The sequence below is a fragment of the Thermoactinomyces mirandus genome (genome assembly GCF_013868055.1).
GTDB lineage: Bacteria > Bacillota > Bacilli > Thermoactinomycetales > Thermoactinomycetaceae > Thermoactinomyces > Thermoactinomyces mirandus.
In genome coordinates, this window is sequence record NZ_JACEOL010000038.1 from 1 (window position 1) to 12,509 (window position 12,509).

Here is a 12,509-nt window from a genome sequence, read left to right on the forward strand (position 1 = left end):
TATTCACCAGACACGCCCTAGTATATGGATAAAACATGAATCTTGTAAAATATATTTCTTTATGTCTCTAAATATGCTAGTTTAATAAGTAGTTTTTTTATGGAATCTATTTTTAAATGGATTTTCAGAAAATCCATAAGTAATTCTTCTAAACCAAAAATGAGGTGGCAGAAGCAATCATCAGACGGAATTTATTCAGACATTGGATTGCCGTTGGCTGGATCGTCCAAGAAAAATCAAATCTCGGGAGGACCTTTTCATGTATCAGACTGTGAACGATGTAAAGATGATTGAGGAAAAAGCCAAAAAAGAACAGGCAGACGAAAAAAAGGCCAGACGGGTTGTTCAGGAAGCAACCAAAACCAACTTGAAACATGAAAATAAAAACGGTTCGCATAAATAGTTTGATTGGATCTAACCGGTTTTACAATCCGCAAGAAGGGGAAACCAATAACTTGGTTTCCCTTCGTTCAGGACTGATTCAGTCTCCACCTTTTAAGGAAGCGGCCAAGGTACAGTTTCCTTATATCACATCTTTATCTTTTGACGGGCAAGACCTGGAGGGGAAACCAGGCTGGAGGTTCCATTTCGTGAAACTTCCATAAAAATTGGGGCTTTAATTATTCACCCATTTAGAGCAATTATGATATACTGTTCGTTGATTTGATATAACAATCTGGAATCTCATCTAAAAAGGTGGATGTAAAAAATGAGCATTGTAATCCCAACAAAAAAAGACGTTTCTCTTCACCTTGGCGGCAAAAAACACATGAATCTGTCTGTCAGCAAACTGGTGGAACATGCAATCCAGAAGAAAGAAGTCATCTTGACAGAAACAGGCGCAATTCGTGCGACAACCGGTGCATTTACGGGACGTTCACCCAGAGATAAATTTATTGTACAAGAACCTTCTGTCTCCGGTCACATTGATTGGGGTACCGTCAATCAACCGATGCAACCCGAGAAATTTGAACAGTTACTGAAACGGTTAAGAGCTTATCTCGCTGAAAAAGAAGTTTATATTTTTGACGGTTTTGCAGGTGCTGATCCGGCCTATCGCTTGCCGATTCGGGTCATCAATGAATACGCATGGCAAAACCTGTTTGTTCATCAATTGTTCATCCGTCCGTCTAAAGAAGAACTGGCCAGCCATCAACCTGAATTCACCGTTATCTGTGTCCCCAATTTTGTTGCCGATCCTGAATTGGACGGAACCAATTCCGAAACGGTGATTGCCGTCAGCTTTGAATACAAAATGGTGGTCATCGGCGGAACTCACTATGCCGGCGAAATGAAAAAGTCCATTTTCAGTGTAATGAACTATTTGCTGCCGGAATATGGCGTCATGCCCATGCATTGCTCGGCCAATGTTGGAAAAGACGGGGATGTCGCACTCTTTTTCGGCCTTTCGGGAACCGGAAAAACAACATTGTCTGCCGATCCGGAACGTTCACTCATCGGAGACGACGAACACGGATGGTCAGATAAAGGGATCTTCAATATTGAAGGCGGGTGTTATGCAAAATGCATCGGCCTGACCGAAGAAAAAGAACCCCAGATCTATCATGCCATTCGCTTTGGATCAGTTCTGGAGAATGTGATTGTTGACGAAGACGGAAAACCCGATTATCATGATTCTTCTTTAACTGAAAACACCCGTACCGCCTATCCGGTCGATTACATTGACGGTTCGGTTATTCCGGGAATTGCCGGGCACCCCAGTGTGATCGTATTCCTGACAGCTGACGCATTTGGTGTGTTGCCTCCCATTTCCAAACTGACACCCGAACAAGCCATGTATCATTTCCTGTCTGGCTACACAAGCAAACTGGCCGGAACCGAACGCGGAGTAACGGAACCGGAAGCCACTTTTTCCACCTGCTTTGGTGCCCCGTTCCTTCCACGCCCCGCACATGTTTATGCCGAAATGTTAGGTGAGAAAATTGCCAAACATCAAGTTCAGGTCTATCTCGTCAATACTGGATGGACCGGCGGCCCCTATGGTGTGGGCAAACGGATGGATCTAAAATATACCCGCTCCATGGTACGGGCAGCCATTTCAGGTGAACTCAGCCATGCAGACTATGAAACAGATCCCATTTTCGGGCTCGCTATGCCCACATCTTGTCCCAATGTTCCTGTCGAGGTATTAAATCCTCGCAATACATGGAAAAACAAACAAGCCTATGACAAAACAGCCCGTGAACTGGCACAACGTTTCCATAAACATTTTGCAACATTTGAAAACGTAAAAGAGGAAATTCGCCAGGCCGGTCCCAATATTTAATGTTCCATAACCGGACAACCTTTTTTAGCCGGAACCCGGGACCGTAATGCCGGCAAAGCGTGCTGGTGTACCTTGGCCGGATGCAGGATGGAGACAGAAATGAATCCATGAGCTCGCCACAATAAAACAAGTCTCTCAAAACAAACAGCTTCTGGCCTTAAGGTCAGGGGCTGTTTGTTTGTCACTTTTCCTTCGTGCCATGCTTAACAAGAAAATAGTTGCATTTGTATTATTTTCTATTGAAACAAACTCTTTTTATTTGTTATGATCAGCACAGCGAGTCATGAGCGAAAGATAGAAGAAAGGAAGCCAAGTGTAATGACAAAACCTGTATTAATCGGTGTTGCAGGGGGAACCGGCTCCGGAAAAACAACGGTTGCCAAAAACCTTGTCAATCAACTTTCCGAGTCAGTCATATATCTGGAACAGGATTCATACTACAAAGACCAATCCCACCTTGCCTTTGAAGAACGGATCAAAACCAATTATGACCATCCATTGGCTTTTGACAACGATTTGCTGTATCATCATCTTCTCCGGTTGAAATCCGGTCAACCCATCGATAAACCGGTTTATGACTATATACAGCATACCCGGTCCAAAAAGACCATTCACCTCGAACCCAAAGATGTCATCATTCTGGAAGGGATATTAATCCTGGACGATGAACGGTTGCGAGAACTGATGGATATCAAGATTTTTGTCGATACGGATGCCGATGTCCGCATTTTGCGCCGAATTAACCGTGATATCAAGGAAAGGGGCAGAACGCTGGAATCGGTGGTTGACCAGTACCTGAACGTTGTCCGGCCAATGCATTTACAGTTTGTTGAACCGGGCAAACGCTATGCTGACCTGATTATTCCGGAAGGCGGTCACAATCAGGTTGCAATCAATCTGTTGCTCAATCAGATCCGTACTTATCTGCGATCCTCTTCCTCCATATAACGGCGTCCAGATTTCCCCGGTGTTTCAAGTCCTTGACAATCCAGCGGCAGGCAAGGTCTTTAAGCAATGCCGGTACTTCTTTACAGGAATACAGTCAGTTCGTTGTCATCAAATCGCCCTTCCATCCACAGAATGTTTTTCTTTTGGGTCTGCTTTGCTTCATATCCCAATCCGGGACATTGAAAAGGACACTGCCCCTGCCATCAAGCGCATGTCCTCAGCCCGACAGTACATATTCCACAACAAACGAATCTTTGCATAGACCAGCAATGCTTGCAAACAACAACATGTGGATGTGCTGGCATACAAAAACCCGGGCCTTTACCCGGGCAAGACGGTTTACTTGCTTTCTTCTTTCTGTTTATCAAGCTTTTTGAGTTGATCTGTCAGGACACGGAGGCGATTTTTCAACTCTTCGCCCCACTCTTTATCATTCAAGACTTTGGAAACTCTCAGCAAGTCTAGTGAATGGTCAATTTGTTCGCGCAAGATTGGCTCAATATCTTCTGAATCCTGGAAACTTATCCCGTATTCTTTCCATTCATCGATCATTTCGGGGGTAATTGTATCTCGGAGGGTTACTTCTCTTACGCGATCTTCCCGAGCGTACTCTACCACTAGCTCAAACTCTTCCTTCACGGCTGGATGAACTTGTACATCATGACAGACAGGGCAGTATAACAATGGCACCTTATGCACCATAATTGACTGCTTGCGAAAAGACCCGATAAAACCAATCATCGACGCACCACAGCAGTAACTCATGCGCATTCCCCTCCTATTCCCACTCATGATCGGCCAAATCCCCTAGTATATTTTAATATTAAGTAAAGTATAAGGTTATGTATATATTTTATCACAAATCATTATTACTTAAACATATTTATTTAAAGAAAATTGCTATTAATCGGATAAATATTGCCCGTTAAAAAAATTGGGAAGTCCGAATAATTGTGCCTTTCCATCCCTCAAAACCACTTTTTAATTCCTCTTTTGCACAGGAACACTTTTATTCAGTATCAAAACAGAACGGGCCAGCGCCAATTTTTGACACCGGCCCGGGAAAAAAGTACCTGTTTGCAAACGGAATCTCGGGAAAAATCAGCATTCCCTGGCAATAAACGGAAAAAGACAGCGAATATCCGTATACAATAAACAAAAATGCAGGTTCTCCCCGCTCTGCCAGTCAATCCTCTGTTCAGGTCAAACTGCTGTTTTCCCGAACTTTCCGGAAAGCCATTTTCTGCCTTCCACCCAGCGGGCAATCATCATGCTGGTCACCGTATTGCCCGTCGAGTTGATCATCGTCGCCGGCGGATCAATGATGGCGGAAATCGCCGCAATAATCGGCAATGCTTCCGGCGGAAAACCATATACAGAAAGGATTAACATCTCCCCGATTAAGCCGCCGCTTGGGATAGCACCCATGACGGTTCCAACCAGAATTGCCACCCCAAGAGCAGAAATTAAGTCAATCGGTTGTGTGAAATCCATACCAAAAATCCCAAACAGGAAAGCGATCTTCAAAATGCCGCCCATTACGGAACCATCCTTGTGAATATTTGCTCCAAGCGGCACTGAGGTCTCGCTGATATCATGCGGTACTCCCATTTTGCGGGTTGCTTCCAGGTTTACCGGGATGGAGGCGGCACTACTGCAAGTTGCCAGCGATACAACTGTCGGGGAAAGTGCATTTTTCCAAAAAACCCGGGCTCCGGCGCCTTTTCCGGCCAAAAACGCATACAGCGTAAAAAACACCAGATAATAGACAAGCGAGAGTGGATAATAGAGGAGAACCACCCGAAAGTAATTGGTGAGAAGACTGGGTCCAAATTCTCCAACCAACGCAGCAAAAAAAGCACCCAGGCCGATTGGAGCATAATACATCACAAAAGTGACCAGTTTCATAAACACTTCAGAACCTGAATACAGGAACCTTGCAAACGGTTTGCTTTTTTCTCCCAGCAGTGATACAGCGATCCCGAGGAAAATCGCAAAAAAGATCAACTGGAGCATATGATCCTTGATAAACAGCTGGCTGAAATCCTCGACGGTAATGGTCTTTACCAGCTGATCCGCCAATGTTGTCTGTTCCATCTGCTCAGGTTTCTCCAGAGAAATGCTGACTCCCTCCGCAGGCGGAAAAACAAGTACAGCCACAAGCATGACCATCGCCGCGATTACTCCTGTAAAGACAAAAGTCCCAAACATCCGGGAAAGAATCCGTCCCAGGCGTTTCAATTCCCCCATTTGGGCAATTGCTGAAGAAATTGTAAAAAAGACGAGAGGCACCACAAGCGTAAACAACAGATTGAGAAAGATATCTCCCAACGGCTTTAAGATGACTGCATCTTTTCCAAGCCAGACTCCAATGAATGCCCCCAGGACAATCGAAGATAACAGAATCAATGAAAACCGATATGCCTTCACTTTCGTCACCACCAATTCTTTTTTATAACTATTTAATTCTATAATAAATAATGGCATTATAGTTAAAATAAAACGAACATAACATAAAAAAGTAAAATTTTGGAGTCACTTTGAAAGTGATTTGTTATTGCAACAACACCGAAAAATTTGCAGGCCAACCCCAATTCAATCCATAAAAAAAACCGTTAATAACGGCTTCAGACGGTAAAGGAAAAAATAGGCGCAGAAATCGTGAAGGCAATTTTTAAAAGCATTCTCTCTTGATTGAGATTGAATATACCTTACTGGCACCAGTCCATATCACAGTTTTGTGCATACTGTTCGGGTGAGGGGGTTTTTTGGGCAGAAGCATAAATGTAAAGATTTTCCATTGTATATCCATCCCGTATCTTCACTTGTTGTGTCTCAAGGTTCATTTGCCCGATAAGGTAATGATTGTGGCAGAACACAATTCTACCATTTTGCAATCGTGCCTGTACTTGATCCGTAATATTAACAGACGACATAAAATATCCTCCTGTTAAGAATTTTCCTCATCACGTTTAACTTTCCGCAAGATCAGGCAGGATATTCTTCCCAGGAGGATCCTCCATATGAAATCAGTCTTCTTCACTTACAATCGCTTCATACTTGCCGGCATCCATCAGTTTTTCCAGTTCGGCAGGATCAGTCATTTCCACCACAATCATCCAGCCATCTTCATAAGGGGAATCATTAACGTTTTCCGGGGATTCTTCAAGGGCTTCATTTACTTCAAGCACCTTTCCGCTAACCGGTGCATACAATTCGGAAACGGTTTTTACGGATTCAACACTGCCAAACGATTCATCCACCGCCAGTTCAGCGCCAACTTCCGGCAGTTCCACAAATACAATATCCCCTAACTGATCCTGGGCAAAATCGGTAATTCCAATCCGGACCTTGTTGCCATCCAATTTCCGCACCCATTCATGTTCTCTGGAATAAAGCAACTCTTTTGGCAAGTTCATCTTCTGTTCCCTCCGCTATTCAATTTCTCCCAAAACACGTTCCAATGGGTTTTTCAACATAGTCAGCGCTTTTTCTCCTGCAGAACGGTGTCTCAGCTTTCCTTTCGTATCAAACAAGTAATAGGCTGGTACAAACTCATTCTCAAACGCATCCACCACACTGTGGGTATTATCAATTCCCTGGGGATGCTTCAATTTGTATTTTACTATGTTTTCCTTCACCGCGTCTATATCCGTATCTTTTTCAGAGCGGGGCATATGGATGCCAACCAGCTTCAATTGCGGATATTCTTCCCTCATTTTATTTACATCGGGCAAGCTTTTTTTGCATATCCCGCAACTGATGGACCAAAAGTGAATCAAAACCGGTTTGCCCTGGAGTTCCTCCCTGATTACCTCTCCATTTACCCATTCGGTAATTCCTTTGATTTCAGGCATTTCCGCACGTAAACGCAAAGCCATCGATCCATCCCTCCTCGTTTATGGACAAGAAAGGACCTAACGCTCTGTTAGGCCCTTTTTATTCACGTTTAAATTAAAGAGTTGCTTGACCAGGTTTCCAGTTAGCCGGGCACAAACCGCCTGTTTGCAGAGCTTGCAATACACGGAGCACTTCGTCTACGTTGCGGCCGATATCATTGTCGTTTACAGTTTGGTGACGAACGATACCTTCCGGATCAATAATGAACAAACCGCGCAAGGCAACTCCTTCATCTTCCAGGTACACGCCGTAATCTTTGCTTACTTTATGGGTTACATCTGCACCCAATGGATATTTGATCTCACCGAGACCATTTTCACTGCGTGGGGTTTTAATCCATGCACGGTGAGAATATTTGCTGTCAGTGCTTACACCAAGGATATCTGCACCCAACTCTACAAATTCTTCATAGCGATCAGACAACGCTGTAATTTCAGTCGGGCATACAAAGGTAAAATCAAGCGGATAAAAGAACAATATGAGCCATTTCCCTTTATAATCGGAAAGTTTGACGTTCACATCAAGTTCTTCCAGATTTTTGGTGCTCTCCATTTCAAAGTCGGGAGCCGGCAATCCTACCAAACGTTGTGCCACCAGAAATACCTCCTCATATTCTAAGTACTGTGTTCTCAACTTGCCACTATGACCATCCGTCCAATCAAGTGTCCTGATCAGGGGGACAGTTCATTGGGCTCACTATTAAAATAACATAAGTAGTAAATTATAGTCAATACTAATTTATATTTGTTTCAATCTAAATATTAATACAAAATATTAAAAATCCATTTAATCTGTCAAGATATATTCCTGGTTGGAGCATCAGATCCAACTCCTTTTTGCACAACATTTCTTTTTCACCTTTAGTTTATACAATTTCGGCAAATATTAAACCTTAATTTACCCATTTCTTTATACACCTGATATATAAAATTTCATTTCATTTTTAACCAAATTTCATAAAATTCTTTCTTTAAAGAAGGAAGATTTTTTAATACGGGCAATCTCCACCACCAGATTCAAAAAGTACAAACATCTGCAACCGGAGGATTGTCTGTTTTTTTTATAAAAGTTGGGGTATTATATTCGGAGCCTGACCGGGGCTATCCTGCAACTGAATCTTTTTTCCTTTCCCATGGAGTTAAACGTGGAATCCATCTGTGCACATTTTCCCGCAGATAACATATTCTTCTCCAAACCGCTTTACCAATCCTGGTTCTTCAAAAAACAGGATGACCAGGTGGAACAACCAGAACAGGAAAAACCAGCCAAGCAAATAAATGGAACCGAGTAAAATCGCTTCACCCGACAATACAAAGATGACACCGCAATACATGGGATTTCGCACATATTGGTATGGGCCAGCCACAACCAGGTTTTGCGTTGGATTCGTGGGCAGCAAGGTCCCTTTTCCGATCTGTGGGCATTCCCTCATTCATAAACCAAACCAGACCATACAGTTTGTAATTATAATGAAACCTCTGCCATGTCAAGTGAGGCTGTCCAAGCAAAAAGATCCCCTCGATATGTATACGAGGGGATTCTGACTATGAGAGCCACTTTTCTTTGAATTCCTCTTCCTTAAAGCCAACCGTTACCTTGTCGCCATCGGTCACAATCGGACGCTTCATCAGCATTCCGTCTGATGCCAGCAACTTCAGCTGTTCCTGCTCATCCAGCTCTTTTAATTTCCTGGACAACCCCAATTCACGGTATTTTTTCCCGCATGTATTAAAAAATTTTTTCACCGGCAGCCCGCTTTTTTGAATGAGCCGGGTCAATTCTTCCTGTGAAGGAGGCTCATCAACAATATTTTGCTCTTTAAAATCTACGCCATGTTCCTCCAGAAATTTTTTTGCCTTGCGGCAGGTCCCGCATTTGGGATACCAGTACATTTGCAATGACAATCTCTATTCCTCCCTTGACAGCATTTACCTCATTTTACCCTGTATTGCTTCATTCAAAAACCAGGCCTGTTCCGCTTGTATTCCACATCTTTGACATGGGAGCGGACATTGGCTGTCCTGGCTGCGACAAAGAAAAAGTCTGACAGGCGGTTCAAATAGCGGCGAACTTCATTATTGGTATCCTGTTCACGGCATAGCCTCACAACCAGGCGCTCGGCCCGGCGGGTAAGCCCCCGGCAAATATGGAGCGCAGAAGCCACAGGGGTGCCTCCCGGCAAAATAAACTGTCCCAGACTCGGGCATTCCTTGTCATATTGGTCAATCCATTTTTCCAACCGCCTGGTCATTGCGTCATTCACCTTGTATTTTCTTGTTTTTCCGGCCTGTGCCAAATCTCCGCCGGCATCAAATAACTCGTGCTGGATCTCTGTCAAGGCTCCGATCAGATCCTTATGAAGCCGGGGATCCATACGCATAATTGCTTCGCCGACAAAGGCATTCACCTCATCAACCGTTCCATAGGCTTCCACACGAATATCGTCTTTATCCACACGTCCGCCAATAACGCCTGTTTTTCCTTCATCGCCTGTACGGGTATAAATTTTCAAGAGAATCACACCTCGCCAATCAGCAGTTTGATGTTAAAAGGACCTGAGGAATATGAAGTATGGGATGGTTTACAATAACCGGTCTGATCCCGTACACTTCTTCGACCAGCCGGGGTTCGATCACCTGCCTGATGGTTCCGTTTCTGACCTGTCTTCCTTCCTTTAAAACAAGAAGGGAATCACAGTACTGTGCCGCCAGATTCAAATCATGCAGCACGATAATCACCGTTAAAAAAGATTCCTTTTGCCATGCTTTCAGGCGGTCCAGCACGGCCAGCTGGTAGTGGATATCCAGGTAAGTGGTTGGTTCATCCAGCATCAGAAGCTTCGGTTCCTGCGCCATGACGCGCGCAATGGAAACCCGTTGCCGTTCACCGCCGCTCAATTCGTTAAAACGGTGAAGTTTCATGTCCCGTGTCTCTGTTTCATCCATTACGCGGCAAACAATCCGTTCATCCTCCGGGGTCGGGCCAAAGAAAGACCGATGATAAGGATGGCGGCCCATCATGACAATTTCTTCTGCTGTAAACGAAAGGTCGGAAACTTGTTCCTGTGTCAGTACCGCCAGCTGTTTCGCCCTTTCCTGCAAGGAATACTCATGCAATGGTTTTTCCAGAAACAGGACTTCTCCCTGATCCGGCTTTTCCTCCCCGGACAATAAACGCAATAAGGTACTTTTTCCACTGCCATTCGGACCGATGATGCCCAGCATTTCTCCAGCCTTGACTTCAAGGGTTATATCATTCAGCACCCACCACTGTCCCAGCTTTTTCGCCAGCCTTGTTGCCTTTAACATTTATTGTCTCCTTTCATGCCCTGCCTTTCAGATATTTACGCAAAATGCCCGCGAAAAAAGGAGCCCCCACAAACGCCGTTATCACACCAATCGGAAGTTCTGCAGGCGCAAGAAGAATACGGGCAAATATGTCCGCCCAGATCAGGAAAGAGGCTCCCGCCAGTGCCGATAAAGGCAATAACAGCCGATGGTCGGCGCCGGTCAGCATCCGCATCACATGGGGGATAATCAGCCCGACAAATCCAATCATTCCTGATACCGCCACCGCCGCGCTGGTCATCAGGGAAGCAGCTATGAGCAAACCGACACGCAGCTTCTCTACATGAACACCAAGATGAACCGCAGACCGCTCCCCGAGCGCAAATAAATTGAGCTCCTGGGCAAACCACCAGCAAATCAGGAAACCCGCCAGGAAAAAAGGAAGCACGACACCGATATGCTGCCATCCGCGAAACGAAAAGCTGCCCATCAGCCAAAACTGAATGCGTTGCAATTCATCCGGCGAAAGTGATATGGCCAATGTTAACAACGCACTGAAAAAAGCCTGTACAACCACGCCTGCCAGGATTAATGCAGTCGCCTGGGAAGCTCCGCGCCCATTTCCAAGCCGGAGCACCAGAAAAAGAGCAAGACAGGCTCCGACAAACGCAAATAACGGCAATGTCCAGTTGAAAAAAACGGCTGTGCCCCATCCGGTCACAATCGCCAGTACTGCCCCTACCGCAGCGCCTGAAGAAACTCCCAAAATATATGGATCAGCCAGATGATTTTTTAAGAGCCCTTGATAAACCGTTCCTGCAGTGGCCAAAATGGCTCCAACCAGCCCAACCAGCAGGACACGTGGCAACCGCAATTGCCAGATAATCGCTGCATCCGCTTCATCAAGACCAGGACATGCCATCAATCCGGTCTCTCGCAAGACAATTTTCCATACCGTCCAAAAACCGACATCCGTACTTCCAAGGAAAACCCCAAAAGAAATGGAGAAAAGAAGAGCGAGAAACAAACCTCCGCTCCAAAAAAACATTTTTCTTTTCAGGATCATTTTTCTTTGTCACCGAATTTTTCGGGATACAGAACTTTTGCCATTTGCTCCACACCCTGGTAGATCCGTGGTCCCGGGCGGTTGAGAAGATCGGGATTCAACGCATAAACCCGATTTTCCCTGACAGCTGAAATGGACTGCCAGCCTTCTCTCTTCTTGATCTCTTCCACACCACCATAGGTTGTCAGGATCACATCCGGATTCCACTTGACCACTTGCTCAGGAGAAACTTTCGGCCATCCCTTGAGGCTCGCGGCCACATTCCTGCCCCCTGCCAGCCCGATCAGTTCGTTCATGAAGGTGTCTCCCCCAACCGTATACAGGTTGGAATCCAGTTCAAACCATACTTTGGCCCTCCGGTCTTCAGGAATGTTGACAACTTTCCCGTAGATGGTCCGTGCTTCTTTTTCCATGTTGGCCACCAGGATGTCTGCTTCTCTGGCCCGGTTGGTTGCGAGGGATACCAAATGAATCGCTTCGTAAACCCCTTTGATCGATTGGGAATCGGTTACCAGAACAGGAATGCCCATATTTCTCAACTGGTCCAGCGCTTCTTTTTCATTGCCTGAATTGGCAACAACCAAATCCGGCTTCAACGAAACCACTTTTTCCACATTGATCTTAAAGCTTCCAACCTTTGGAAGTTTCCTGGCCTGTGCCGGATAATCATCCTGGTCGGTTACGCCGACCACCTGCTCCCCTGCCCCCAGGGCAAACAGAATTTCTGTATTGCTTGGCATAAGGGAAACAATCCGTTCAGGTTCTTTTTCCAGTTTCACCTTATTGGCTGCCTGGTCTTTCAATTCGAGCGGATAATTGATACTCCGGGGCTTGACCGGCGAATTGACGGCGGCAGACTGATGATCCGCTCCATTTTGTGCGGCACAGCCGGTTAATCCCCATATGAAGACAAACGCCAATAAAAGAGTAAGCAACCTGACCCCAAACCGTTTCATTTTTTCTTCTCCTCTCTCTCAATAAAAAAACCTGTGCTTTTCGGAGCACAGGAGTTACAGGCATG

The 12,509-nt window shown here is 45.1% G+C and carries 15 protein-coding genes; 3 read left to right on the forward strand and 12 right to left on the reverse strand.

The window, feature by feature from the left end:
* Positions 1 to 259: 259 nt before the first annotated feature.
* The 3 genes from H2C83_RS12210 to udk all read left to right on the forward strand — a co-directional run bounded on the left by H2C83_RS12210 (position 260) and on the right by udk (position 3,235).
* Positions 260 to 403 carry a hypothetical protein gene (locus tag H2C83_RS12210; protein WP_181741141.1) on the forward strand — a complete coding sequence of 48 codons (144 nt, stop codon included), beginning with the start codon at positions 260 to 262 and terminating at the stop codon, positions 401 to 403.
* Between the two features lie 306 nt (positions 404 to 709).
* Positions 710 to 2,287 carry a phosphoenolpyruvate carboxykinase (ATP) gene (pckA, locus tag H2C83_RS12215; protein WP_181741143.1) on the forward strand — a complete coding sequence of 526 codons (1,578 nt, stop codon included), beginning with the start codon at positions 710 to 712 and terminating at the stop codon, positions 2,285 to 2,287.
* Between the two features lie 264 nt (positions 2,288 to 2,551).
* A complete protein-coding gene (udk, locus tag H2C83_RS12220) occupies positions 2,552 to 3,235 on the forward strand; it encodes a uridine kinase (protein WP_181741145.1) in 684 nt (227 codons plus the stop codon).
* 339 nt (positions 3,236 to 3,574) lie between these two features.
* Here udk and H2C83_RS12225 read toward each other — a convergent pair whose 3' ends face one another.
* From H2C83_RS12225 to H2C83_RS12280, 12 genes are all read right to left on the reverse strand, one after another.
* Positions 3,575 to 4,000, reverse strand: a complete 426-nt coding sequence (locus tag H2C83_RS12225; protein WP_181741147.1) for a hypothetical protein — start codon at positions 3,998 to 4,000, stop codon at positions 3,575 to 3,577.
* A 438-nt stretch (positions 4,001 to 4,438) separates the two neighbouring features.
* On the reverse strand, positions 4,439 to 5,665 hold the full coding sequence (locus H2C83_RS12230; protein WP_181741149.1) for a dicarboxylate/amino acid:cation symporter: 1,227 nt from the start codon (positions 5,663 to 5,665) through the stop codon (positions 4,439 to 4,441).
* Between the two features lie 281 nt (positions 5,666 to 5,946).
* Positions 5,947 to 6,171: a DUF2553 family protein gene (locus H2C83_RS12235; RefSeq protein WP_181741150.1), complete on the reverse strand. Its 225-nt coding sequence runs from the start codon at positions 6,169 to 6,171 to the stop codon at positions 5,947 to 5,949.
* A 93-nt stretch (positions 6,172 to 6,264) separates the two neighbouring features.
* A complete protein-coding gene (gene gcvH, locus H2C83_RS12240) occupies positions 6,265 to 6,654 on the reverse strand; it encodes a glycine cleavage system protein GcvH (protein WP_181741152.1) in 390 nt (129 codons plus the stop codon).
* 15 nt (positions 6,655 to 6,669) lie between these two features.
* Positions 6,670 to 7,116, reverse strand: coding sequence for a TlpA family protein disulfide reductase (locus H2C83_RS12245; protein ID WP_281364157.1), 447 nt, complete (start codon positions 7,114 to 7,116; stop codon positions 6,670 to 6,672).
* A 73-nt stretch (positions 7,117 to 7,189) separates the two neighbouring features.
* Positions 7,190 to 7,729, reverse strand: a complete 540-nt coding sequence (locus tag H2C83_RS12250; protein ID WP_181741154.1) for a peroxiredoxin — start codon at positions 7,727 to 7,729, stop codon at positions 7,190 to 7,192.
* A 544-nt stretch (positions 7,730 to 8,273) separates the two neighbouring features.
* Positions 8,274 to 8,534 (reverse strand): methyltransferase family protein, encoded by a 261-nt coding sequence (locus H2C83_RS12255; protein WP_181741156.1) that lies wholly within the window; start codon positions 8,532 to 8,534, stop codon positions 8,274 to 8,276.
* A 145-nt stretch (positions 8,535 to 8,679) separates the two neighbouring features.
* Positions 8,680 to 9,039, reverse strand: coding sequence for an arsenate reductase family protein (locus tag H2C83_RS12260; protein ID WP_181741158.1), 360 nt, complete (start codon positions 9,037 to 9,039; stop codon positions 8,680 to 8,682).
* Between the two features lie 53 nt (positions 9,040 to 9,092).
* Complete coding sequence (locus H2C83_RS12265; RefSeq protein WP_181741160.1) at positions 9,093 to 9,647, reverse strand: cob(I)yrinic acid a,c-diamide adenosyltransferase; 555 nt, start codon at positions 9,645 to 9,647, stop codon at positions 9,093 to 9,095.
* Between the two features lie 19 nt (positions 9,648 to 9,666).
* Positions 9,667 to 10,443 (reverse strand): heme ABC transporter ATP-binding protein, encoded by a 777-nt coding sequence (locus H2C83_RS12270; RefSeq protein WP_181741162.1) that lies wholly within the window; start codon positions 10,441 to 10,443, stop codon positions 9,667 to 9,669.
* Positions 10,444 to 10,456: 13 nt separating this feature from the next.
* Positions 10,457 to 11,470, reverse strand: coding sequence for a FecCD family ABC transporter permease (locus H2C83_RS12275; RefSeq protein WP_246333892.1), 1,014 nt, complete (start codon positions 11,468 to 11,470; stop codon positions 10,457 to 10,459).
* A gap of 14 nt (positions 11,471 to 11,484) precedes the next feature.
* Complete coding sequence (locus tag H2C83_RS12280; RefSeq protein WP_181741164.1) at positions 11,485 to 12,444, reverse strand: ABC transporter substrate-binding protein; 960 nt, start codon at positions 12,442 to 12,444, stop codon at positions 11,485 to 11,487.
* Positions 12,445 to 12,509: the final 65 nt, after the last annotated feature.